This is a genomic window from Streptomyces sp. DSM 116793 (assembly GCF_057320905.1).
On record NZ_CM170494.1, the window covers coordinates 8,189,094 to 8,213,562 of the forward strand.

Here is a 24,469-nt window from a genome sequence, read left to right on the forward strand (position 1 = left end):
CTGCCTGAAAGGCGTGGCAGGTACTCCGCCCACTGCCTCAAGGCGTGGCAGGCACCCCACACCGCCCAAAGGGCATGGGAGGTGCCCCACTCACTGCCGTACGGGCATGGGGGTACCCCCAGGCGGCAATGCGTGCGCCACCTTCCGCCCGAGCGCCAGTGCCCACAAGGTCGATGCGGCGGTCCCGGCTGTCCTCCCCCGACAGCGGGATCGGCCTCCAGGCCCCGTGGTGTTTCGCGCCTGCGTACGGACTCTGGAAGCCGTTCCAGATTACCTGCCGGTCAGGTCCGACCACCATATGGGACAGAACGTGGAACGGGGTGATTGCGATCACGGGCCGTACCGGAGGACCGCTGCCGTGGGACGGGCGCGTCACTGCATCTGCCGGCGCACCAGCTCGTGGAGGCGGCCCTGCGGGTCGGCGAGGAGCTGTGCCGGTGGCCCGACCTCCGTGATCCGGCCGTCCGCCATCACGATCACACGGTCGGCGTCCAGCACCGTGGAGAGCCGGTGCGCGATCACCACCCGGGTGGCCTTCAGGGCGCGGGTGCTGTCGATGACGGTGCGCTGGGTCTCGTTGTCGAGGGCGCTGGTCGCCTCGTCGAAGAAGAGGATCCGCGGTCGGCGGATCAGCGCCTGGGCGATCATCAGCCGCTGCCGCTGCCCGCCGGAGACCGCCCCGCTGCCCGCGACGATGGTGTGCATGCCCATCGGCATCCGCCGGATGTCCTCGGCGAGGCCGGCCATCTCGGCCGCCTCCCAGGCCTCCTCCTGTGTGAACGGCTCGGCGCCGCAGATGCAGTCCAGGATGGAGCCGGTGAACGGCTGGGCGTGCTGGAGCACCACCCCGCACTGCCGGCGCACCGCGGCCTGGTCCAGCGCGGCCAGGTCCTGCCCGTCGTACAGCACGCTGCCCGAGGCGGGCCGGTCGAAGCCGATGAGCAGCCGCAGCAGCGTGGACTTGCCGCAGCCGCTCGGGCCCACGATCGCCACGAACTCACCGGGCCGCACCTCGAAGGAGACGTCGTCCAGCACCAGCGGTCCGTCGTCGGTATAGCGGAAGGAGAGCTTCCGGGCCTCGATGGCGCCGCTCAGCTCGCCGGGCCTGGTGCTCGCCGCGCCGACCTCGGGCGCCTCGTCGAGCACCGGCCTGATCTCCTCGAACATCGGCAGCACGGCCACCACCGACACCAGTGCGCCGGTGAGCTGGGTGGCCGAGGTGAGCATCATCGTCATGGCGGTGTTGAAGGTGAGGAACGCGCCCGCCGACATGCTGCCCCGGGCGGGTCCCGCCAGCAGCATGAACATCAGCAGCGAGCACAGCGGCAGGTAGAGGGCGCCCGCGACGGTGGTGAGGTTCTTGATCCGGCCGACCTTCTGCTGCATTTCCCGGCTGCGGGCGAACTCCCGCGCCCAGGCCGCGTAGGCGTAGTTCTCGGCCGCGGCGATCCGCAGCTTCGGCAGCCCGCGCAGCGTCTGGAACGCCTGGTTGTTCAGCTTGTTGGTGAGCACCACGAGACGGCGCTGCCAGCGCACCTGCCACAGCCCGAGCACCAGGAACACCGCCGCGATCACCAGCAGCATCCCGCTCGCCGCCAGCGCCATCGGGATGCTGTACCACAGCAGCAGTACGAGGTTCATCGCGCCGACGGTGCTGGACTGCACGGCCACCGGCGCGACCCCGGCCAGCATCCGGCGGATGGCGCTGATGCCCATCGCCGCGCTGGCCAGCTCACCGGTGGAGCGCCGCGCGAAGAACCGGGTGGGCAGCCTGAGCAGCCGGTCCCAGACGGCCGGCTGCAGGGTGCTCTCGATCCGGCCCTCGATGCGCAGCAGCGTGAGGTTCTGCAGCAGTGTGAACGCCGCCGCGACCAGGCTGCTGACCATCACCGCGAGGCAGACCTGCACGATCAGGCCGCGCTCGGCGTTCGGCACGAACTCCCCGAGCACCTTGCCGGTCGCGACCGGCACCAGGGTGCCGAGGCCCACCGTCACCAGACCGCTCACGACCAGGTTGCGCACGTCGAACGCGGTGCCCTGGAGGCTGAAGCGCATCAGCCGCGGCAGGCTCATGCGTCGCTCGGGCAGCGGCCGGTAGAGCATCACGCCGCGTGGCTCGAACTCCTCGGCGTTGCCGGAGTCGATCCTCGTGCCGCGGCCGGATGCCGCGCTGACCGCCGTGTAGCCGCCGCGCCGCCACAGCAGCGCCACCGGCGTGCCGCTGCCGGCCCGGTGGCCCACCAGCGGTCCCATGTCCTCCTTCCACCAGCGCCCGGTGAGGCGCACCTGACGGGTGCGGACCCGGGAGGCCTGGGCGATCCGCTCCACCGGGTCGATGCGCTCGCTGACGGCCCCGCTGCGGGCCGGCTCGACCAGCCTGACGCCGGCCGCCCGGGCGACCATCCGGCAGACGGCGTAGGTGACGTCGTCGCCGGCGCCCTGCCCGCGCCCACCGGTGTTCCGGGCACTGCCGATGGAGGCCAGCAGCGCCCGGTCGGCCTGCTCCCGCACCGCCTCGCCGGCCCTGATGCCGGCCGCCGTGCGGTCCGCGTGGGTGCGTTCGAGCTGCTCGATCCAGCGGTCGAGCGCGGACAGCAGGCGGTGCTGCTGGTCCACCATGGACTGCCAGAGCGTGGGGTCGACCAGCAGGTCGCCCGCCGCCTCGGGGCTGTACGCGGCCCCGTACTGCACACTGCCGGGCGGCACCTGCATCCACAGCACGTCGGCCTCGGCGAGCTGCCCGCCCGCCCGCGGCCCGCCGCTGCCGTCCACCGCGGACATGCTGTCCGCCCCGCCGCTCAGCGGCGCCTCGAAGAGGATGCCGAGCCCCCGCCCGACGCCCAGCGCGAAGGCGTACTCCAACGCGCTCAGCTGCTGCCCGGCGCCCGTGTGGCCCGCTCCGGCGGCGCCGGCCCCCGCGGCCGGGAACTCGCCCGTGTCGTAGGAGCCGGCGGGAAAGCCGCCGGTGTCGTACGGGGACGTGGGGTGGCCGCCGGTGTCGTACGAGCCCGTGGGGTAGCCGCCGGTGTCGTAGGAGCCGGTGTCGTAGGAGCCGGTGGGGTAGCTGCCGGTGTCGTAGCCGCCCGCCGGGTAGGAGCCCGTGTCGTACGGGTCGCCGTACCCGCCCTGGTGGGCCGCCGGCTGCCAGGACAGCTCACGCAGCGGGATACGGCGCAGCACGCAGCCGCGCACCGGCCTGCCCACCAGCGTGTGCTGCGGGCCCTGCACCGGGCCGAGCAGCAGCGAGCCCGGCTCCAGGCGCCCGAGGTGGTGCCAGTGGCCCTGCTGGGCCGCGTCGACCGCGAACAGGTCGAGCGCTCCGGCCGCCACCAGCCACAGCACTACCGGGTCCTCCAGCGGCACGCTGGACAGACCGGTGCAGTCCACCTGCTCGCCCAGCGTGCCCAGCGCCTGGAGGACCAGGTCCTCCCCGGCCGGCTGGGCGGTGGCCGGGTCGTGTACGGAGGTCACCTCAGCTCTCCCTGACCAGTTCGGCGTACGGGCCGCCCGCCGCGACCAGTTCGTCATGGCGGCCGCGCTCCACGACCGTGCCGTGGCTCAGCACCACGATCTCGTCGCTGTCGCGGACCGTGCTCAGCCGGTGGGCGATCACCACGCAGGCGCAACCGCGGCGGCGGAGGTTGTCGATGATGACCTGTTCGGTCTCCGCGTCCAGTGCGCTCGTCACCTCGTCGAGCACCAGCACGCTGGGGTCGCGTACCAGGGCGCGGGCGATCTCCAGGCGCTGGCGCTGCCCGCCCGAGAAGTTCTGGCCGTCCTGCTCGACACGGCTGTGGATGCCGCCGGGGCGGCGCGCCACCACCTCGTACAGCTCGGCGTCCTTGAGCGCGGCGATCACCGCCTCGTCGGGGATCGAGGGGTCCCACAGCGCGATGTTGTCCCTGACGGTGCCCTCGAAGAGGAAGATGTCCTGGTCGACGAAGGAGACGGAGGCGGCGAGCGCGCCGCGCGGGATGTCCGTGAGGCGCCGGCCGTCGATGCGTATCTCACCCTCCCAGGGGGCGTAGAGGCCGGAGATCAGCCGCGAGACCGTCGACTTGCCGCTGCCCGAGCCGCCCACCAGCGCCACCTGCTGCCCCGGGCCCACCGACACCGAGAAGTCCGTGAGCAGCGGCTTGTCGAGCGGGCTGTAGCCGAACGTGATGTTCTCCAGGGTGACGTGCCCGCGCAGCCTGCGGGTGCCGCCCGCGGTGCCGGGGCGGGCGTAGAGCGAGTCGGCCGGGAAGTTCTCCACGTCCTTCAGCCGGGCCACGTCGGCCGCGAAGTCCTGGATGCGGCCCGCGACGCCGTTCAGCCGGGTGATGGGGGCGGTGAAGCGGGTCACCAGCGCCTGGAAGGCGACCAGCAGGCCGATCGAGATGTGCCCGTCCACGGCGCGCAGTCCGCCGACCCACAGGATCAGCGCGCTGTTGAGCGTGGCGAGCGTCGGCGCCACCATGCCCAGCCAGGCGCTCGGCACGCCGAGCCGCTGCTGCTCCTCCAGCGTGGTGGCGTGCTGCCCCGCCCAGCGGCGGAAGTAGCCGTCCTCGCCACCGGTGGCCTTCATCGTCTCGATGAGCTGCAGCCCGGTGTACGAGGTGTTGGTCAGCCGGGCGGTGTCGGCGCGCAGCTTCTGCGTCCGGGTGGCCCGCAGCCGGATCACCACCCGCATCGCGACCACGTTCAGCAGTGCCACCAGCACCCCGATGACGGTGAGCTGGGGGTCGTAGGTCCACAGCAGCACCGCGTAGAGCAGCACCACCACCGCGTCCACACCGGCGGCCGCCAGGTCCCGGGCCAGGGTCTCGGCGACGGTGTCGTTGGACTGCAGCCGCTGCACCAGGTCGGCCGGGCTGCGCTGGGCGAAGAACGTGACGGGCAGCCGCAGCAGGTGCCGCAGGAAGCGGGCGCTGGCGAGGGTGGAGGAGATCAGCCGGCCGCGCAGCAGGTTCGACTGCTGGAGCGCCGTCAGCACCCCGGTCAGCACCACCATCGCGGCCATCGACGCGAACAGCGCGCCCAGCAGCGAGGTCTGCCCACCGATCAGGAAGGTGTCGATGTAGGTACGGCTGAGCGCGGGCACCACCGCGCCGACCGCGACCAGCAGCAGGCTGGCGAGCACCGCGGCGGGCATGGTGCCGAAGGTGCCGCGCAGCCGCGCCGGCATCGCCCCGAGGACGCCGGGCCTGCGGCCGCCCTTCTCGAAGCCGTCGCCGGGCTCGAAGACCAGCACGATCCCCGTGAAGGAGGTGTCGAACTCCTCCATGGGCACGAACCGCCGCCCCTTGGCCGGGTCGTTGATGAGCACGCCGCGCCTGCCGAGCCGGCGGGCCACGCCGTCGAAGACGACGTAGTGGTTGAACTCCCAGAACAGGATGGCGGGGCCCTGCACGTCGGCCAGCGCGGACACGTCCATCTGCATGCCCTTGGCGGTCAGGCCGTAGCTGCGGGCCGCCTTCAGGAGGTTGCTGGCCCGGGAGCCGTCCCGGGAGACGCCGCAGGCGATGCGCAGCTCCTCCAGCGGCACATGCCTGCCGTGGTACCCGAGCACCATGGCCAGCGAGGCGGCGCCGCACTCGACGGCCTCCATCTGCAGCATGGTGGGGCTGCGCACGGTCTTCGGCCTGCGGCCCTTCGGGGCGGGCCCGGCGGACGCGGGCGCCCTGCGCCGGCCGCCGCGTTCCTCGGCGCCGGGGCGGTGCCTGCCGCGGCCGGCCGACGGGGGTACCTCCCGCGCCCTTGAGGCAGCGGGGGACGGGAGCTTCGGGGGAGTGGTCTCCTCGGGTGCGCTCATGGCAGCAGCCAGTCGACGGGCCGCTGGTCGGCGAGGCGGATGCGGGCGGTGGCGCCGGTCATGGACGGGATGGCGAACGGCGGGCCCTGCGAGGAGGACCAGCGGTAGCCGGACTTGGTCTGCTTGGCGGTGTCGAGCCTGACCACCACCGGGACCGGGCTGCCGTCCTTGGTGAACGCCCTGCCCAGCTCGGCGTCCCCGAGGAAGGCGGTGATCTGCTGGCGGCTCTGCGCGGCCTGGCCGACGCTGGCCACGCGGCCGCGGAGCGTACCGTAGCGGTCGGCGGGCACCGACGGGAGCGTGAGGTCGACCGCGGCGCCCCGCGGGATGCCCGGGGCGCGGCCCGCGGGTACGTAGAGGACGGCGACCAGCGGTGCGGTGGGGTCCTTCACCCGCTCCAGGGTGGCCACGTCGGTGCCGGTGTTCACCACGGCGCCGATGGTGACCGAGACGGTGGTCAGGCGCCCTGCGGCGATGGTGCGCACGACGCTGTCACCGTGCGGGGTGCGGACCTTGACGAGGGGGGCGTCGGCGGGGAGGTTCCTGCCCGCCTCGGCGAGCACGTCGGTGACCTGGCCCGCGACGGGACTCTGCAGGACGTAGCTGCCCTGCCCATGGGTGAGGACGCCGGTGGCGTTCAGTGTCGAGGAGACGGTGCCGGTGACGGCCCAGAACGCGCCCGCCGCCATCACGAGGACCGTGACGATCAGCACGAGCCAGCCCTGCGGCCGGGCGAAGCGCACCGGAAGGTCGAGCTCCTCCGGTGACTGCAGTTTGGAAAGGGCCTGCTTGCGGAACTCCACGGAACTCTTCCCTCAACTGCCTGCGGCTGCGTCCAGCTGTCGGCGTTCGGCTTCGCACGTCATGACAGCCGGGAATCCCGGAGCCACCCGGCTCCGGGACCCACAGCGATATCGCGTCTCAGAGACCGGAGACCAGGCCGGAGACCGTGCCGGTGGCGTCGATGCCGGTGGTGCCCTGGACGAGGCCGGAGACGGTGCCGACGGTGCTGGAGACCGGGGCGACCGAGTCCGCCGTGGCGACGACGTTGCTCACCAGGTCGCCGACCAGACCACCGGAGACGTTGTCCAGCTCGGTGTCGGAGATCTCGACGGTCTCAACCTGGGGGGTGCGGTTCATGATGGGAATTCCCTTCATTTGGATATTTCTCAACAACGGCCGGTCGAGCCGGCGGAGCGGGACCGCCGACCGTTTCCCGCAGTCGCGCTGCTGCCCCGTGTGGTGGGTGCACAGGGGCGGCGTCCGCAGTGCTGAGGATCCAAGCATGCCGCCACGTCGGGCGGCCAATCCCACGCGGCGCGATCCGGTGGGTATGAACGCATCCGCTTTCCAGGAGGTGCAGGTGTGTCCACGGGTTGGTGGCGAGTCCTTCACACGCCTGCCGTCACGGGTGCCGTTTCGCGGCACGCCGTGCCAGGAGATCCGGACAGTCCCGGCGTGACGCAGCACCTGTCACTCCCGTTTCCCGGATATCTGTCGGAATCCGTGCCGTGCCTGCGCAATCGGTGTGCAGATTTGCTGAAGGTCGACTTCCGGTTGGCTGGAGTGAACGCGTAGTCACCACGCGACTGCGGAGTGCGCCTCTGACGTGCCTGTCTGCCATGCCTTGTCGTGCATGGTGCTGCATTGCGGGTGAAAACGGTCATGCCCCGCCGGCGTGGCCGGTGTCGGCGGCGGGGCGTATGACCGCTGGTCAGCCCCCGGCGGCGCCCGACTCCTGCCGCCATGCACGCAGCAGCGCGAAGAACTCCCGCTCGTTCCCGGCGAGGCCGGCCGCGGCGAGGGCCCGGTCGGCGTCGGCCAGTAACGAGGGCGGGACCACGGGCGGGTGGGGTGTGCCCGTGCGTCCCGCGCGGTCGCCTGTGCGTGCGGGGTGCGCGACGGGTGCCTGGCCCCCGGCGGGTGCGCGGTCCTCGGATGGTGCCGGGTCCCCTGCGAGTGCGAGGTCCGCGGGGCCGGTCAGGTCGAGGGCCGCCCGCACGGTCTGGAGCAGGCGCAGATACGCCTGTACGGCGGCGCGCTCGCGGTCGGTCAACAGGGCCATGGGCATGGGTGCTCCCCCCGGGCTGCTCGGTCACGGCCCGCCGCTCGGTGGGCGGGGCGTCATCGGTCGGCTGCGCACGGTTGCTGCGCACTGCCCAGCATGACGCCCGGCACTGACAACGGGACACGGCCGCGCTCGGCGGCGCACGGCGCGGGAGGGGGAGCCCGGCGGCCATAAGGAGCCCGCCGGCGGACAAGTGCATCCAGATCCGCCATAACTGTGGCGTGATTCGGCCCTCAACAGACCGTAAATGCCACGATAATTGACACGCCAGTTGCGGTGGCAGCAGGATCGCGGGGCGGGTGCGAAGATCCGTTTTTGCCATCGCAGTCGCAGGGCAGCCGCGGAACAAGAGCTGCAGTTGGGGGTTGGTCACCGATGGCACACCGCTCGGGCGGGTGGCGGTCGGGGCCCCAACACGCCCCCGACGACCCCGAGGCCCGCGCCTATCTCAAGGACTACGCCGCGCTGCTGAGCACCCTTCCGTACCCTTCGGTCGTGTTCGACCACCGCTGGGACGTGGTGCTCGCCAATCCGGCCTTCGACGCGCTCTTCCAGGGGATCTCGCACCACCCGACGGCGATGCCGCACCAGAACCTCATGCGTTTCGTCCTCTTCCACCCGGACGCGGGCACGGTCCTCGACGACCACGAGTCGAGCTGGTGCCTGCCGATGCTGGCGCACCTGGCGGAGGGCCTGGAGGAGTACGGGCAGGATCCCGAGCTGCTGGCGATCCGCAAGGCGATCGAGGACGACCCCATCATGGAGGCCGCCTACCGCCAGGGCGTGCCGCACTGGCTGCGCACGGTCGGCCCGGACGCCGCGGAGCACGACGGCTCGGTCCGCCCGCTCTGGCACCCGGACCCCCGCTGGGGCCGTACCTACTGCCGGGTCGTCGCCGACGCCCCCCGGATGCTGGCGTCCCTGGGCTACCGTCACCTGACGCTGGTGCTCCGCGATCCCCGCGGCGGTACCCGCGCCGCCCGCCAGGCCCCCGGCAGCCGCCGCGCCACGGGCCACCTCCGGGCGGTCCCGGCCACGGAGACGTGAGCCGCGCCCTCTCGGGGCGCCGTTGACGCCGGCCCCGGTCCCCCCAGGGGGGCGCGGGGAACTGCGCGCTCAGTCACGGCGAGAGCGTCAGGTCGTCACCGCCCCATGGGGGCGGTCTCCGTCGCATCCGGACCCCCGGACCACGCGCGAGCCCCAGCGCTCGCGCAAAGCGCTTGCAAGCGCTTGCGCTATTCTTGCGTGCATGACGCGACGACTTGCTCAGGTGGCCAAGAAGGTAGGAGTCAGCGAGGCCACGGTCAGCCGGGTGCTCAACGGCAAGCCGGGAGTCTCGGAGGCGACCCGGCAGGCGGTGCTCTCCGCGCTCGACGTCCTCGGCTACGAGCGCCCCACCCAGCTGCGCGGCGAGCGCGCCCGCCTGGTGGGCCTCGTGCTGCCCGAGTTGCAGAACCCGATCTTCCCGGCGTTCGCCGAGGTGATCGGCGGGGCGCTCGCCCAGCTCGGCCTGACGCCCGTGCTGTGCACCCAGACCAAGGGCGGGGTCTCCGAGGCGGACTACGTGGAGCTGCTGCTCCAGCAGCAGGTCTCCGGCGTCGTGTTCGCGGGCGGCCTGTACGCCCAGGCCGACGCGCCGCACGACCACTACCGGCAGCTCGCCGACCGCAGGATCCCCGTGGTCCTGGTCAACGCCGCCATAGAGCACCTGGGTTTCCCCGGCGTCTCCTGTGACGACGCCGTCGCCGTGGAGCAGGCCTGGCGGCACCTCGCCTCGCTCGGCCACGAGCGCATCGGCCTGGTGCTCGGCCCCGCCGACCACATGCCCTCGCAGCGCAAGCTGGCCGCCGCCCGGGCCATCTGCGCGGCCGCCGGCGGCCGGCTGCCCGACGAGCGGGTCGCGCGCGCCATGTTCTCCATCGAGGGCGGCCAGGCGGCCTCCGCCAGGCTGCTGGAGGCCGGTGTCACCGGCTTCATCTGCGCCAGCGACCCGATCGCGCTCGGCGTGGTGCGCGCCGCCCGCCGCCGGGGCCTCGCGGTGCCGGGCGACGTCTCCGTCGTCGGCTACGACGACTCGGCGCTGATGAACTGCACCGAGCCCCCGCTGACCACCGTCCGCCAGCCCATCGAGTCCATGGGCCGTGCCGCGGTCGAGATGCTCTACGCGCAGATCGGCGGCGGCAGCGTGGCGGCCGAGGAGCTGCTGTTCGAGCCGGAGCTGGTGGTGCGCGGCTCCACCGGTCAGGCGCCGCGCTGACGGCCCGTCGGCCTGCCGCACACCGCGCCCACACGGCGGCACCACCCACGCCCCGTACCGAACCCGCCTTCCGGACGCGCCCTCCGTACGTCAAGCGGACGCCGCGGAAACGGCAGTGGTGCGGTATGGACCAACATCGAGCTGTTCAATATTTACAAGATGAGCGCGACATCTTGCGTCTCACTATCGGTGGTGGTTGAGTGGCGTGCGCCACGCAGCGCATGCGTCCTCCCGGCGTCCCGCGCGGCGGGGCCTTCCACGCGCCTGCCAAGAGGGGTCCACCGATGAGAAGTCCCGGGTTCCGTCGCACCTTCTCCCTGGGGACACCTCCCAGGCCGCTCAGGCACAGGGGGAGCCTCAGGGGCCTGCGAGGCGCCCCCGTCGCCGCCCTGGCCTCGGCCCTCGCCCTCACCGCGGTCTCGGCCTGCGGCTCGGGCGACGGCGAGGCGAGCGACGGCAAGACCCACATCACGGTCAACTGCGAGCCGCCGAAGAGCGCCAAGGTCGACCGGAGCTTCTTCGACCAGGACGTGGCGGCCTTCGAGAGGCAGCACCCGGACATCGACGTCACCCCGCACGACGCCTTCCCCTGCCAGGACCCCAAGACCTTCGACGCCAAGCTCGCCGGCGGGCAGATGGAAGACGTCTTCTACACGTACTTCACCGACGTCAGACACGTCGTCGACATCAACCAGGCCGCCGACCTCACCCCGTACGTCAAGGAGCTGAAGAGCTACCCCACCATCCAGAAGCAGCTGCGCGACATCTACACCGTGGACGGAAAGGTCTACGGCATCCCCCGCACCGGCTACTCGATGGGCCTCATCTACAACAAGAAGCTCTTCCAGAAGGCCGGCCTCGACCCCGAGAAGCCGCCGACGACCTGGCAGGAGGTGCGCGCCGACGCCAGGAAGATAGCCGCGCTGGGAGACGGCACCGTTGGCTACGCCGACTACAGCGCCCAGAACCAGGGCGGCTGGCACTTCACCGCCGAGGTCTACTCACAGGGCGGCGACGTCGTCAGCCCGGACGGCAAGAAGGCGACCGTCGACACCCCCGAGGGCCACGCCGTCCTGCAGAACCTCAAGGACATGCGGTGGAAGGACGACTCCATGGGCAGCAAGCAGCTGCTCGTGCTGAACGACGTCCAGCTCATGATGGGCTCCGGCAAGCTCGGCATGTACCTCGCCGCGCCCGACAACATCCCGATCCTGGTGAAGGAGAAAGGCGGCGACTACAAGGACCTCGCCCTCGCGCCGATGCCCGGCGGCAAGGCCACCCTCATCGGCGGCGACGGCTACATGTTCAACAAGAGGGACACCCCCGCGCAGATCAGGGCCGGCCTGAAGTGGCTCGACCACATGTTCCTCACCCCCGGCAAGGGCTTCTTCGGCGACTACGTCCGCGCCAGGAAGCACGACGCCCCGGTGGGCCTGCCCGAGCCCCGGCTCTTCAGCGGTGCGGCCGATGCCGAGGACCAGCAGCTCAAGAGGGCCAACGCCAATGTGCCGGTGGACAACTACCAGCGCTTCCTGGACGGCAACAAGCAGCTCCAGCTGAAGATCGAGCCGCCGCAGGCCCAGCAGATCTACTCGGTGCTGGACGGCGCGGTCTCGGCCGTGCTGACCAAGCAGGACGCCGACATCGACCAGCTCCTCAAGGACGCCTCCGGCAAGATCGACGGCATTCTCGCCCGGGGCTGACGGGAGCGCCATGAAGACCGCACCGAAGGTGGCAGCGCCCGCCCCCGCGCGGCCGGCCGCCGCGCCGCCCGCCGCACCCGCGAGCGGCGGCGCCGCGGCCCACGGCCCCGCCCGCCGCCCGCTCGCCCGGGTCCTCGCCGAGCAGGGCCGCGCCTACGCGTTCCTGCTCGGCGGGCTGATCTGCTTCGCGCTGTTCTCCTGGTACCCGGCGGTGCGCGCCGTGGTCATCGCCTTCCAGAAGTACACGCCGGGCTCGGACCCCCAGTGGGTGGGCACCGCCAACTTCACCCGGGTCTTCCACGACCCCGAGTTCGGCGCGGCCTGGCGCAACACCCTGACGTTCACCCTCTTCGCGCTGCTGCTCGGCTTCGCCGTGCCGTTCGTCACCGCGCTGGTGCTCAACGAGCTCAGGCACTTCAAGGCGTTCTTCCGAGTCGTGGTCTACCTGCCGGTGATGATCCCGCCGGTGGTCAGCGCCCTGCTGTGGAAGTGGTTCTACGACCCCGGGGCCGGCCTCGCCAACGAGGTGCTGCGCTTCGCCCACCTGCCCACCTCGAACTGGTCGAACGGCACCGACACCGCCCTGGTCTCCCTGGTCATCGTGGCCACCTGGGCGAACATGGGCGGTACCGTGCTGATCTACCTGGCGGCCCTGCAGGGCATCCCCGGGGAGCTGTACGAGGCCGCGGAGATCGACGGCGCGAGCCTGCTGCAACGGGTGCGGCACGTGACGATCCCGCAGACCCGGTTCATCATCCTCATGCTGATGCTGCTCCAGATCATCGCGACCATGCAGGTCTTCACGGAACCGTTCGTGATCACCGGGGGCGGCCCGGAGAGCGCCACCGTCACCGTGCTCTACCTGATCTACAAGTACGCCTTCCTCTACAACGACTTCGGCGGGGCCTGCGCGCTCAGCGTGCTGCTGCTCGTGCTGCTGAGCGCGTTCTCGGCGCTCTACCTGCGGCTGACCCGCTCGGGGGAGGACACATGACCGGACGGGGAGGACACATGACCACCCACGGCGCCCGCACCCTGATCTCCCCGGGTGCCCTCGGCCGCCCGCGCGGCAGGGCCGTGTACTGGACCGTGTTCTGCGCCGTGCTCGTGCTCTTCGCGTTCGCCTTCCTCTTCCCGGTGTACTGGATGGTGTCCGGCGCGATGAAGTCGCCGGACGAGGTGACCCGCACCCCGCCGACGCTGGTTCCCGAGTCCTGGCATCTGACCGGCTACACCGACGCCTGGGACCTGATGCAACTGCCCCAGCACCTGTGGAACACCGTGGTGCAGGCCGCCGGTGCCTGGCTGTTGCAGATCGTCTTCTGCACCGCGGCCGCCTACGCCCTGTCCAAGCTGCGGCCCGCCTTCGGCAAGGTGATCCTCGGCGGCATCCTGGCCACCCTGATGGTCCCGGCCCAGGCCCTGGTGGTGCCCAAGTACCTGACCGTGGCCGACCTGCCCTTCGTGCACACCAGCCTGCTCAACAACCCGCTGGCGATCTGGCTGCCGGCCGTCGCCAACGCGTTCAACCTCTACCTCCTCAAGAGGTTCTTCGACCAGATACCGCGCGACGTCCTGGAGGCGGCCGAGATCGACGGCGCCGGGAAGCTGCGCAGCCTCGTCTCGATCGTCCTGCCGATGTCCCGGCCGGTGCTCGGCGTGGTGTCGATCTTCGCGCTCGTCGCCGTCTGGCAGGACTTCCTCTGGCCGCTGATGGTCTTCTCCGACACCGGCAAGCAGCCGATCAGCGTGGCGCTGGTCCAGCTCTCCCAGAACATCCCGCTGACCGTGCTGATCGCGTCCATGGTGATCGCCAGCGTCCCGATGGTCGCGATGTTCCTGGTGTTCCAGCGGCACATCATCGCCGGTATCAGCGCCGGCAGCACCAAGGGCTGAGCGCCCCCGACCCGCTCGCCCCTGCCCCTGACCAGCAGCTTCGAAAGGCACGCACCGTGGGACAGCCCTCCCCTGCCCAAAAACGGACGACCTCCCCCACCCCGGACGACCAGTGGTGGCGCTCCGCCGTCATCTACCAGGTGTACGTGCGCAGTTTCGCGGACGGCGACGGTGACGGCACCGGCGACCTCGCCGGGGTCCGCGCCAGGCTGCCGTACCTGGCGCGGCTCGGCGTTAACGCCCTCTGGTTCACGCCCTGGTACCTGTCGCCCCTCGCGGACGGCGGTTACGACGTCGCCGACTACCGCACCATCGACCCCGCCTTCGGCACCCTCGCCGAGGCCGAGAAGCTCATCGCGGAGGCCCGTGAGCTGGGGATGCGCACCATCGTCGACATCGTGCCGAACCACGTGTCCGACCAGCACCCCTGGTTCCGCGCGGCCCTGCAGGCCGGGCCCGGCAGCCCCGAGCGCGCGCTCTTCCACTTCAGGCCCGGCCGCGGTGAGCACGGCGAACTGCCGCCGAACGACTGGCCCTCGCAGTTCGCCGGGAACACCTGGACCCGGGTGCCGGACGGCGAGTGGTACCTGCACCTCTTCGCGCCCGAGCAACCCGACCTCAACTGGGCCCACCCGGCGGTCCGCCAGGAGCACGAGGACATCCTGCGCTTCTGGTTCGAGCGGGGCGTGGCGGGGGTCCGCATCGACTCCGCCGCCCTGCTCGCCAAGGACCCGGCGCTGCCCGACTTCGTCGAGGGCCGCGATCCGCACCCGTTCGTCGACCGCGACGAACTGCACGACATCTACCGCTCCTGGCGGCGGGTCGCCGACGCCTACGACGGTGTCTTCGTCGGCGAGGTGTGGCTGCCGGACTCCGAGCGGTTCGCCCGCTACCTGCGCCCCGACGAGCTGCACACCGCCTTCAACTTCACGTTCCTCACCTGCCCCTGGGACCCGGCCCGGCTGCGCTCGGCCATCGACGAGACGCTGGCCGAGCACGCTCCCGTCGGCGCCCCCGCCACCTGGGTGCTCTGCAACCACGACGTCACCCGCACCGTCACCCGCTACGGCCGCGAGGACACCGGCTTCGCCTTCGCCACCAAGGTCTTCGGCACCCCCACCGACCTGGCACTCGGCACCCGGCGGGCGCGCGCCGCCGCACTGCTCTCGCTGGCGCTGCCCGGCTCCGTCTACGTCTACCAGGGCGAGGAGCTGGGCCTGCCCGAGGCGGACATCCCCCTCGGCCGCATCCAGGACCCGATGCACCACCGCTCCGGCGGCCGTGACCCGGGCCGGGACGGCTGCCGGGTCCCCATGCCCTGGCAGAGCGGCGCCCCGCACGCGGGCTTCGGCTCGCGCGAGGAACCCTGGCTGCCGCAACCGGCCGGCTGGGACGCCTACGCGGCCGACCGGCAGGACGCCGACCCGGACTCGATGCTCTCCCTCTACCGGGCCGCGCTCGCCGTCCGGCGCGGTCAGCCGGGCTTCGGCGACGGCCCGCTGCGCTGGCTGCCCGCCGGCCCGGGGGTGCTCAGCTTCGCCCGCACCGACGGCCTGATGTGCGTCGTCAACCTCGCCGAGGCACCCGCCGAGCTGCCCGGCCACACGGACGTCCTGCTGACGAGCGGCCCCCTGGACGAGGCGGGCCGCCTGCCGAAGGACACGGCGGCCTGGCTGCGGGCCTGACCCCGCGGCCGGCCGCCGGCTCGAAGCACCTGTTCCACCTCCCCCCACGAAAGGGAACAGCCATGCAGAAGACAGCCAGGCGTCCGTCACCCCGCTGGGTGGCGGCCGCCGCGACCGTCGCCCTGACCGGCGGGATGCTCACCGCGCTGGCCCCCACCGCGGGCGCGACACCCACCGCGGGCGCGGCCGCCACCGCCGGGGCCGACCTGCCGGTGCACTCGGTGGAGGCCGAGTCGGCGGCCACCGACGGCTCGCCGGTGGGCCCCGACCACACCCAGGGCTCCCTCGCCTCCGAGGCCTCGGGCCGGCGGGCCGTACACCTCTCCGCGGGGCAGCGCGTCGAGTTCACCCTGCCCGCGGACGCCAACGCGGTGAACGTCTCGTACAACGTGCCCGACGGCCGGACGGGCTCCCTCGCGGTGTACGTGAACGGCCGCAAGACGGACAGGTCGCTGGCGCTCACCGCCACGTACTCCTACGTCGACACCCCCTGGATCCCCGGCGCCAGGACCCACCACTTCTTCGACGACAGCCGGGTGCTGCTCGGACAGGACCTGGGGGCCGGCGACACGGTGGCCCTGGAGGCCTCCGGGGACGTCACCGTGGACGTGGCCGACTTCGAGCAGGTCGCGCCCGCCGCCGGCGCGCCCGCCGGCGCGGTCTCCGTCGTCGACCGGGGCGCCGACCCCACCGGGCAGGGCGACTCCACACAGGCGTTCAACGCGGCGATCGCCGCCGCCAAGGGCGGCACGGTGTGGGTCCCGCCCGGCGACTACAAGGTGACCTCCGCGCTCCAGGGCGTCGAGAACGTCACCCTGCAGGGCGCCGGGAGCTGGTACTCGGTCGTACACTCCTCGCACTTCATCGACCAGTCGGGCTCCTCCGGCGACGTCCACATCAGGGACTTCGCCGTGCTGGGCGAGGTCACCGAGCGCGTCGACGCCACCCCCGACAACTTCGTCAACGGCTCGCTGGGCCCCGGCTCCTCCGTGTCCGGCATGTGGATCCAGCACGTCAAGGTCGGCCTCTGGCTGACGGGCAACAACGACAACCTGGTCGTCGAGGACAACCGCATCCTCGACACCACCGCCGACGGCCTCAACCTCAACGGCAACGCCCACGGCGTCACCGTCCGGAACAACGTCCTGCGCAACCAGGGCGACGACGCGCTGGCCATGTGGTCGCTGAACGGCGCCGACACCGACTCCAGCTTCGAGAACAACACCGTCTCGGGGCCCAACCTGGCCAACGGCATCGCCGTCTACGGCGGCCGGGACATCACCGTCAGGGGCAACCTGATCTCCGACACCAACGCCCTCGGCAGCGGCATCGCGATCTCCAACCAGAAGTTCGCCGACCCGTTCTCACCCCTCGCCGGCACCATCACGGTCGCGGACAACACCCTCGTCCGCACCGGAGCCGTCAACCCGAACTGGGGCCACCCGATGGGCGCGCTGCGCGTCGACTCCTACGACAGCGCCATCGAGGCGAAGGTCACCATCACGAACACCACCGCCGAGGACAGCCCCTACAGCGTCTACGAGTTCGTCTCCGGCGGCGGCACCGGCCTCGCCGCGCGGAACGTCACCATCGACGGCGGCACGGTCGACGGCGCGGGCACGGTCGTGGTGCAGGCGGAGACCCAGGGCGCGGCGACCATCAGCAACGTCAAGGCCACCGGCGTCGGCGTGGCGGGCGTCTACAACTGCCCGTTCCCACCGGGCTCCGGCACCTTCACGCTCACCGACGGCGGCGGCAACACCGGCCTGGACACCACCTGGGGCGACTGCTCCAGCTGGCCCCAGCCCCGGTAGCGGCGCCCCTCCGCCGCGGGCGGCGCCCCCGACCGCGGGGTTCCGACGGCGGCGGAGGGCGACGCGGGCGTACGGGAGAGGGAAGGCGGCTCCCGTCCCGTACGCCCGTGCCCGGTGCGTACGGACCGGGGCGTAGGGCGCACGCTCGTAGCTCAACGGCGCGCACGTTGCCCGTCGGGGCACTAGAGGAGCGGGGCGTGGTCCCCGCCGTGGTGCCTGACCGGGTGCAGGCCCGACAGGTCCCGCCGCACCATGGTGTTCCGGTCCGAGACGGCGGCGCCCAGGGCGTACTGCGGCCAGGTTCCCATGATCTCCTGCCGGCTGCGCTCGCTCCACCGGCGCGCCAGGTCACTACGGCTCTTGTAGAAGTTCAGCGCATAGCCCTCGGTGTGGAGACGCAGCAGGGAGAACCCGCCCGGGTACTCCTTGCCCGCGGCGATCTCCTGGTGGAGCACCCGGGGCGCAGTGGGGCTGATGGTGCGCTTGTTGCGGTGGGTGTGCCCGGCGTGGTGCAGGAAGAGGCCCGGCATGCGGGAGTAGTCGTCGAGGATCGTGGCGGACTGGGCCGCGTCCAGGCTCTTGCTGGGCGTGATCTCGAAAGCGGAGTCCTGGACGATCAACGGGTGGTGGCCGAAGACGATCGTGGGCTGGTCCTGGTCCCGGTGCAGCTGGCTGCGGAACCAGGAGAGCTGGTCGGGGGAGAGCCCGCCGGCGTCGCCGCCGTTCCCCGGCTTGTCGTACGTGTCGATCCCGATGATGCGCAGGCCCTGGAGCGTCCGGGTGAAGTAGGTGGGTTCGTGGGCCGCGGGGAAGTACTGGTCCATGAAGCAGTCGTTGCCCTGCCACTGCCCCGCCCGGCACGAGGCGTACGGGTCTCCGATGTGTGCCCGGTCGTGGTTGCCCCGGGTGACGAAGTAGTCCTCGCGGTAGCTGCCGAACGCGCCCAGCATCCGGTGGGCGGTGCTCAGGTCGACCGGCACGGCTTCGGCGGAGATGTCGCCCGCGGCCAGCAGGAAGTCGGCCCCCAGTGAGGTGGCGTCCGCGACGAGGGACTCCAGCATCACCTCGGGGTAGGGCGGCAGGCCGGGCTCCTGCTCGATGCCGATGTACTGGGGCTGCCCGCCCACCAGCCCGGCCTGGGTCTCGCCCATGTGCAGGTCGTTGCAGAGCACGATGGAGAACAGGTGCCTGCCGGGCGGCGGCTGGGGCGTGGTGAAGCTGTAGGGGCCCGTGCCGTCCAGGCCGTAGCTGGAGGTGCCGACCGCGTTGCCGCTGATGAGGGTGAAAGGGGTGGGCGGGACCGGCTTGCCCTGGGAGCGGGCCTGGTAGTAGTAGGTTTGGCCGGGCTCCAGGCCGGTCAGTTCGACGTAGTGGTACGGGGTGTGGTCCGACAGGCCGGTCGCCACGCGGTTGAGCCGGCCGGGGTGGGTACCCCAGCGCACCTCCGCGTCGGCGGGTGCCGGCACCATGCGGCCCAGGCCGTCGTCGGTGCCGGTGTAGCCGGTGTACCACGTGATGATCGCTCTGTCCTCGGTGAGCGTGACGAGTTCGAGGTTGGCGGGGGAGACGTCGTCCTTGCGCGGGGCGGCCACGGCCGTCCCGTCGAAGACGAAGCCGGTGGCCGCGGGGGCCGCGGCGGCCACCGCGGTCCAGCGCAGGATCTCTCTGCGGGTGACATCACATCCAGGCATGTGATCAGGGGTAATCGCCGTGGCTGAACGCGCAGTGAACCCCTCCGGTCATATGGAAATCGGCCACATGTGGCGCAATCGGCCACGACGGCACCCGCGGCGCCGCGCCGGGCGCGGTTCCCGGTGCCGTGTCAGCGCTCCAGGTCGCCGAACGCCGTCTCCGGCAGCCGCAGGTACACCGCGGACGACACCAGGCAGAGCACCGCCACGTACCACGGGAAGAGGCCGGCGTTCCCGAGCTGCTTGAAGAGGGTGCCCACATACGGTGCCGTGCCGCCGAACAGGGCCACCGTGAGCGAGTAGGGGAACCCGATCCCGGCCGCCCTGACCCGGGCCGGGAACACCTCCGCGTTCACCGCCGCCGATATCGACGTGAACCCGGTCAGCAGCACCAGGCCCCCGCTCTGCACCAGCAGCAGCGTCAGGAACGTGTCGTCCAGCGCGTGCAGCAGCGGCACGCTCAGCACCGCGAACCCCACACCGAAGAACAGCAGCAGCGGCCGCCGCCCCCAGCGGTCCGACAGCATCCCGCCCACCGGCTGGAGCAGCGCGAAGAACGCCAGCGCGATGGTGCCGACCCACAGCGCGTCGCCCTTGTCCACGCCCGCGTTCAGCTCGGCGTAGGTCGGCAGGTACGACGTCCAGGTGTAGTACGCGAGGGTGCCGCCCGCGGTGATGCCGCCGATCAGCAGGGACGCCCCCGGGTGGCGGCGCAGCGCGTCGAACAGCCCTGGCCGCGGCGCCCGCCGCCGGGCGGTGTCGAGCGTCTCCAGCGCGCCCTGCCGGATCCAGAAGCCCACCAGGCTGAGCACCGCGCCCAGCACGAACGGCACCCGCCACCCCCAGCCGTCCATCTGCCCGCCGGACAGCACCGCCACCAGCAGGGCGGAGACCCCGGAGGCGATCAGCTGGCCCGCGGTGGTGGACACGTACTGGAAGCTGGAGAAGAGCCCGCGCCGGCCCGGGCGCGCGGACTCCACCAGGAAGGTGGTGGAGGCGGCGAACTCCCCGCCCACCGAGAGGCCCTGGAGCAGCCGTGCCAGCACCAGCACCACGGGGCCGAGCACACCGGCCGCCGCATAGGTGGGCGTCACCCCGACCAGCAGGCTGCTGCCGCCCATCAGCAGGATCGTGAGCGTCAGCGCCGCGCGTCTGCCGTGCCGGTCGGCCACCGCCCCCATCAGCAGCCCGCCCACGGGCCGCATGAAGAACCCCACCGCGAACACCGCGAAGGTGGACAGCAGCGGCACCAGCGAACTGCCCGACCCCTTGGGGAAGATCTGGCCGGCGATGTACGTCGCCAGGAACGTGTACGCGTACCAGTCATACCACTCCACCGCGTTGCCCACACAGGCCGCGAGGAGCTGGCGTACCGGCTGCCGGGTGGGCGTGAGCGTCTGCGTCATGACCGCGACCCTCCCCCCGTTCCGGCGCTCGCACACACGTCCGCCGGCACAGCCCGCCCCGGGACGGCCCTCCCGGGCCCCGGCGCCACGACATTTCATACCGCCGCCATGTTCGCCACCCGGGTCCGATCCGCCACCAAGGGCCCGTCCCCCCCACCACCCGGGGCCCGTCCACCCCCGGGCCCCGGAAAAAACCGCGCCCGCCCCCGGCGTGGGTGGCTAGCATGACGATGCATGGCAGACACCCATCGCCGCACAGGCGCACCCGAGCGGCCCGTCCTCGACGGGCTGGAAGAGAAATGGTCCGGGCGGTGGGACGAGCAGCGCGTACATGTATTCGACATCAGCCGCGCCGCCCGGCGTGAGCAGGTCTTCTCCATCGACTCCCCGCCGCTCACCGCCAGCGGCTCGCTGCACATCGGCCACGTCTTCTCGTACACGCACACCGACACCGTCGCTCGCTTCCAGCGGATGCGCGGCAAGGAGGTCTTCTACCCGATCGGGTGGGACGACAACGGCCTGCCCAGCGAGCGCCGGGTGCAGAACCACTTCGGGGTGCGCTGCGACCCCGCCCTGCCGTACGACCCCTCCTTCACTCCGCCCGAGCGGCCCGGCAGGCATCCGGTCCCGGTCTCCCGGCGCACCTTCGTCGAACTGTGCGACCGGCTCACCGCCGAGGACGAGAAGGAGTACGAGCGGGTGTGGCGGCGCATCGGGCTCTCCGTCGACTGGGGCCATGCGTACCGCACCATCGACGCGACGACCCGCGCCGCCTCCCAGCGGGCGTTCCTGCGGAACCTGGCGCGCGGCGAGGCCTATCGCGCGCAGGCCCCCACCCTGTGGGACACCACCTTCCGCACCGCCGTCGCACAGGCGGAGCTGGAGGACCGGGACCGGCCGGGCGCCTACCACCGGCTGCTCTTCACCGGCCCGGACGGCGCGGCGGTGCCCGTCGAGACCACCCGGCCCGAGCTGCTGCCCGCCTGTGTCGCGCTGGTCGCCCACCCGGACGACGACCGGTACCGGCCCCTGGTCGGCCGCGCCGTGCGGACCCCGCTCTTCCACGTCGAGGTCCCCGTGCTCGCCCACCGGCTCGCCGACCCGGACAAGGGCACCGGCATCGCGATGGTGTGCACCTTCGGCGACACCACGGACGTCACCTGGTGGCGGGAGCTGGACCTGCCCACCCGACCGGTGATCGGCTGGGACGGCAGGTTCGCCGAACAGCCGCCGCCCGGCGTCGACGCCCCCGAGGCCCGTGCCGCCTACGCCACCCTGGCCGGCGCCACCGCGCACACCGCGCGGACCCGCGTCGTCGAACTGCTGCGCACCGAGGGCACCCTGGACGGCGAACCGCGTCCGGTCACCCACGCGGTGAAGTTCTACGAGAAGGGCGACCGGCCCCTGGAGATCGTCACCAGCCACCAGTGGTACCTGCGCAACGGCGGCCGGGACGCCGCGCTGCGCGCGCGTCTGCTCGACCGCGGGGCCGAACTGCGGTGGCATCCACCGCACATGCGGGCCCGCTACGAGAACTGGGTCGGCGGTCTCGCCGGCGACTGGCTGATCAGCAGACAGCGGTTCTTCGGCGTGCCCATCCCCGTCTGGTACCCGCTCGGCCCCGACGGCCGTCCCGACCACGACCGGCCCCTCGTCCCCGACGAGGAGAGGCTGCCCGTCGACCCCAGCGCCGAGGCGCCGCCCGGCTACACCGAGGACCAGCGGGAGAAGCCGGGCGGTTTCACGGGGGAGCGGGACGTCATGGACACCTGGGCCACCTCCTCGCTCACCCCGCAGATCGCGGGCGGCTGGCACACCGACCCGGAGCTCTTCGCCCGGGTCTTCCCCATGGACCTGCGTCCCCAGGCCCACGAGATCATCCGCACCTGGCTGTTCTCCACGGTGGTCCGCTCCGACGCGGAGCACGGCGTGCTGCCCTGGCGCCACGCGGCGATCTCCGGCTGGATCCTCGATCCGGACCGCAAGAAGATGTCCAAGTCGCGCGGGAAGGCGGTGACCCCCGAGGACCTGCTGGACACCTACGGCTCCGACGCCGTCCGTTACTGGGCGGCCGCCGCACGGCCCGGGGTGGACACCGCGTTCGAGACCCGGCAGATGAAGATCGGCCGGCGGCTGGCGACCAAGCTGCTGAACGCCGGCAGGTTCGTGCTGGGCCTGACGGACACCGCAGCAGACGACCCGGCAACCGGGACAGGGGCGGGCACGTCCGGCGCGGCCGGCACGCCCGGGGCCGGCGCGATCATCGAGCCGCTGGACCGGGCGCTGCTCGCGGAGCTGGCCGCCGTCGTGACGGACGCCACCGCCGCCTTCGAGGAGTTCGACCACGCCCGCGCCCTGGCCGGGACCGAGCAGTTCTTCTGGCGGTTCTGCGACGACTACCTGGAACTGGTCAAGGCCCGCGCCTACGGCGACCAGGAGGGCGGTGCCGGGGGAACCGCAGCGCGGTCCGCCCGTGCCACACTCCGGCTGGCCCTCGACACCCTGCTGCGGCTCTTCGCGCCCGTGCTGCCCTTCGTCACCGAGGAGGTGTGGTCCTGGTGGCGGGACGGCTCCGTGCACCGCGCCGACTGGCCGGACGCCGAGCGCATCGCACAGGCGGCCGGCGGCGCGGACCCCGCACTCCTGACCACGGCCGCCGACGCCATCGCCGCGGTCCGCAGGGCGAAGTCCGAGGCCAGGGTCTCGCTGCGGACGGATGTCGCGGGCGCGGTGGTGACCGCGCCGCAGGGCGTGCTCGACCGCTTCGCGCTGATCGCCGAGGACGTCCGGGCCGCCGGGCGGATCGGTGTCGTGGAGCGGGCCCCGGCCGGTGCGGCGGACGCCGCGCTGGAGGTCAGCGTCCGGCTGTGAGCACCGGGGGCCGGCGGAGGCCTCGATTCCACCGGCCCCCGGGTGAGACGCATGTCACATGTGCTGGGTGCCCCGGGGCACCCGCGCGATAGTGTGCTTCGGTGACGACGCAATCGAACACCCCTGCAGGCTGGTATCCGGACCCGCACGGTGCCCCGCAACTGCGGTGGTGGGACGGGTCCCAGTGGACCGAGCACACCCACGCCGGCCAGCAGGCCGCGCCGGGGCAGCAGGCCGCACAGCAGGCGCAGGCGGCCCAGCCCGCCCAGCACATACCCCAGCAGGCCGCACCCGCGGCCCAGCAGGCCCCGCAGCACCAGCAGTTCGGCCGGCAGCCCGGTGTGGACCAGCAGCCCGGGGCGGGCCAGTACCCCGGTGGGGGCCAGTACTCCGGCGCGGGTCAGTATCCCGGTGCCGGACAGCCGCAGGCGCACCAGCAGCCCGGCCAGCAGTACCCGCAGCAGCCGCCCGCCCAGCCCCAGTCGGCCCGCGATTCCGCGCGCGTGCAGCGGCAGGTGCAGCAGAAGGCCGGGGTGGCCCCCACGGGCCCCGGCGGCGGCACGCTCTTCACCGAGCCCGTGCTGGTCGTGAACCAGAAGGCCAAGCTGATCGAGCTGACCAACGAGTACAGCGTCTTCGACCAGCAGGGCAACACCCTCGGCTCGGTGGTCGAGGTCGGGCAGAGCACGCTGAAGAAGGCGCTGCGCTTCGTCTCCAGCGTCGACCAGTTCATGACCCACCGGCTGGAGATCCGGGACGCCCACGGGCAGCCGCACCTCGTCCTGACACGGCCCGCGAAGATCATGAAGTCCCGGGTGGTCGTGACCCGTCCGGACGGATCGTCGGTCGGCGAGATCGTGCAGCAGAACATGATCGGAAAGATCAACTTCGCGATGACCGCGGCGGGCCACCAGGTCGGCGCGATCAAGGCGGAGAACTGGCGCGCCTGGAACTTCGCGATCGTGGACCACGCCGACAACGAGGTCGCCCGGATCACCAAGACCTGGGAGGGCCTGGCCAAGACGATGTTCACCACCGCGGACAACTACGTCCTGCAGATCCACTACCAGCTGCCCGAGCCGCTGCTCAGCCTGGTCGTGGCGACGGCGCTGACCGTGGACACGGCCCTCAAGCAGGACTCCCGCGGCTGGGGCTGAGCGGTTCCGGCGGTCGGACGGTGGGCGGTTCGGCCGGATGGCAGGCCGCTCGGCCGGGCCGCTCGGTCGGACGGTGCGCCGTCCCGACGGTGAGCGGCGCCTCCCGACGGTGAGCCGTTCCGATGGT

Annotated in this window: 15 protein-coding genes and 1 pseudogene; 9 read left to right on the forward strand and 7 right to left on the reverse strand. The window is 72.1% G+C overall.

What is annotated here, in order from left to right:
- Positions 1-372 precede the first annotated feature (372 nt).
- From ACSMXW_RS32305 to ACSMXW_RS32325, 5 genes are all read right to left on the reverse strand, one after another.
- Complete coding sequence (locus tag ACSMXW_RS32305; RefSeq protein ID WP_485801565.1) at positions 373-3,471, reverse strand: NHLP bacteriocin export ABC transporter permease/ATPase subunit; 3,099 nt, start codon at positions 3,469-3,471, stop codon at positions 373-375.
- A 1-nt stretch (position 3,472) separates the two neighbouring features.
- Complete coding sequence (locus ACSMXW_RS32310; protein ID WP_485801567.1) at positions 3,473-5,794, reverse strand: NHLP family bacteriocin export ABC transporter peptidase/permease/ATPase subunit; 2,322 nt, start codon at positions 5,792-5,794, stop codon at positions 3,473-3,475.
- Complete coding sequence (locus tag ACSMXW_RS32315) at positions 5,791-6,597, reverse strand: hypothetical protein (protein WP_485801569.1); 807 nt, start codon at positions 6,595-6,597, stop codon at positions 5,791-5,793. The genes ACSMXW_RS32310 and ACSMXW_RS32315 overlap by 4 nt, the downstream gene beginning before the upstream one ends.
- A gap of 118 nt (positions 6,598-6,715) precedes the next feature.
- Positions 6,716-6,934 (reverse strand): type A2 lantipeptide, encoded by a 219-nt coding sequence (locus ACSMXW_RS32320; RefSeq protein WP_485801570.1) that lies wholly within the window; start codon positions 6,932-6,934, stop codon positions 6,716-6,718.
- Positions 6,935-7,508: 574 nt separating this feature from the next.
- A complete protein-coding gene (locus ACSMXW_RS32325; protein ID WP_485808449.1) occupies positions 7,509-7,778 on the reverse strand; it encodes a hypothetical protein in 270 nt (89 codons plus the stop codon).
- Positions 7,779-8,237: 459 nt separating this feature from the next.
- Here ACSMXW_RS32325 and ACSMXW_RS32330 point away from each other — a divergent pair, with 459 nt between their 5' ends.
- The 7 genes and pseudogenes from ACSMXW_RS32330 to ACSMXW_RS32360 form a co-directional block, all read left to right on the forward strand.
- A complete protein-coding gene (locus ACSMXW_RS32330) occupies positions 8,238-8,909 on the forward strand; it encodes an MmyB family transcriptional regulator (RefSeq protein WP_485801572.1) in 672 nt (223 codons plus the stop codon).
- 202 nt (positions 8,910-9,111) lie between these two features.
- Positions 9,112-10,119 (forward strand): LacI family DNA-binding transcriptional regulator, encoded by a 1,008-nt coding sequence (locus ACSMXW_RS32335; protein ID WP_485801573.1) that lies wholly within the window; start codon positions 9,112-9,114, stop codon positions 10,117-10,119.
- A 284-nt stretch (positions 10,120-10,403) separates the two neighbouring features.
- On the forward strand, positions 10,404-11,822 hold the full coding sequence (locus ACSMXW_RS32340; RefSeq protein WP_485801575.1) for an ABC transporter substrate-binding protein: 1,419 nt from the start codon (positions 10,404-10,406) through the stop codon (positions 11,820-11,822).
- A 10-nt stretch (positions 11,823-11,832) separates the two neighbouring features.
- The gene (locus tag ACSMXW_RS32345) at positions 11,833-12,816 is read left to right on the forward strand and encodes a carbohydrate ABC transporter permease (RefSeq protein ID WP_485801576.1); all 984 of its coding nucleotides are present in this window, start codon (positions 11,833-11,835) and stop codon (positions 12,814-12,816) included.
- A gap of 17 nt (positions 12,817-12,833) precedes the next feature.
- Complete coding sequence (locus ACSMXW_RS32350) at positions 12,834-13,718, forward strand: carbohydrate ABC transporter permease (protein WP_485801578.1); 885 nt, start codon at positions 12,834-12,836, stop codon at positions 13,716-13,718.
- 56 nt (positions 13,719-13,774) lie between these two features.
- Complete coding sequence (locus tag ACSMXW_RS32355; protein WP_485801580.1) at positions 13,775-15,403, forward strand: glycoside hydrolase family 13 protein; 1,629 nt, start codon at positions 13,775-13,777, stop codon at positions 15,401-15,403.
- A gap of 62 nt (positions 15,404-15,465) precedes the next feature.
- Positions 15,466-17,305 (forward strand): annotated as a pseudogene (locus ACSMXW_RS32360) (glycosyl hydrolase family 28-related protein); the annotation flags it as partial.
- 94 nt (positions 17,306-17,399) lie between these two features.
- On the opposite strand, the gene ACSMXW_RS32365 reads toward ACSMXW_RS32360, so the two are convergent.
- Together ACSMXW_RS32365 and ACSMXW_RS32370 are read right to left on the reverse strand one after the other, a co-directional pair.
- Positions 17,400-18,908 (reverse strand): purple acid phosphatase family protein, encoded by a 1,509-nt coding sequence (locus tag ACSMXW_RS32365; protein ID WP_485801582.1) that lies wholly within the window; start codon positions 18,906-18,908, stop codon positions 17,400-17,402.
- Positions 18,909-19,039: 131 nt separating this feature from the next.
- On the reverse strand, positions 19,040-20,314 hold the full coding sequence (locus tag ACSMXW_RS32370) for an MFS transporter (RefSeq protein ID WP_485801584.1): 1,275 nt from the start codon (positions 20,312-20,314) through the stop codon (positions 19,040-19,042).
- A 234-nt stretch (positions 20,315-20,548) separates the two neighbouring features.
- On the opposite strand from ACSMXW_RS32370, the gene valS reads away from it, so the two are divergent.
- Positions 20,549-23,185 (forward strand): valine--tRNA ligase, encoded by a 2,637-nt coding sequence (gene valS / locus ACSMXW_RS32375; protein WP_485801586.1) that lies wholly within the window; start codon positions 20,549-20,551, stop codon positions 23,183-23,185.
- A gap of 101 nt (positions 23,186-23,286) precedes the next feature.
- Entirely contained in the window at positions 23,287-24,342 is a 1,056-nt protein-coding gene (locus ACSMXW_RS32380) for an LURP-one-related family protein (protein WP_485801588.1), read from the forward strand.
- Positions 24,343-24,469: the final 127 nt, after the last annotated feature.

Coding starts and splice junctions, on each gene's coding strand:
- valS (WP_485801586.1), top strand. CDS start 20,549: ATGGCAGACACCCATCGCCGCACAGGCGCACCCGAGCGGCCCGTCCTC.
- ACSMXW_RS32350 (WP_485801578.1), top strand. CDS start 12,834: ATGACCACCCACGGCGCCCGCACCCTGATCTCCCCGGGTGCCCTCGGC.
- ACSMXW_RS32335 (WP_485801573.1), top strand. CDS start 9,112: ATGACGCGACGACTTGCTCAGGTGGCCAAGAAGGTAGGAGTCAGCGAG.
- ACSMXW_RS32345 (WP_485801576.1), top strand. CDS start 11,833: ATGAAGACCGCACCGAAGGTGGCAGCGCCCGCCCCCGCGCGGCCGGCC.
- ACSMXW_RS32310 (WP_485801567.1), bottom strand. CDS start 5,794: ATGAGCGCACCCGAGGAGACCACTCCCCCGAAGCTCCCGTCCCCCGCT.
- ACSMXW_RS32340 (WP_485801575.1), top strand. CDS start 10,404: ATGAGAAGTCCCGGGTTCCGTCGCACCTTCTCCCTGGGGACACCTCCC.
- ACSMXW_RS32365 (WP_485801582.1), bottom strand. CDS start 18,908: ATGCCTGGATGTGATGTCACCCGCAGAGAGATCCTGCGCTGGACCGCG.
- ACSMXW_RS32320 (WP_485801570.1), bottom strand. CDS start 6,934: ATGAACCGCACCCCCCAGGTTGAGACCGTCGAGATCTCCGACACCGAG.
- ACSMXW_RS32370 (WP_485801584.1), bottom strand. CDS start 20,314: ATGACGCAGACGCTCACGCCCACCCGGCAGCCGGTACGCCAGCTCCTC.
- ACSMXW_RS32330 (WP_485801572.1), top strand. CDS start 8,238: ATGGCACACCGCTCGGGCGGGTGGCGGTCGGGGCCCCAACACGCCCCC.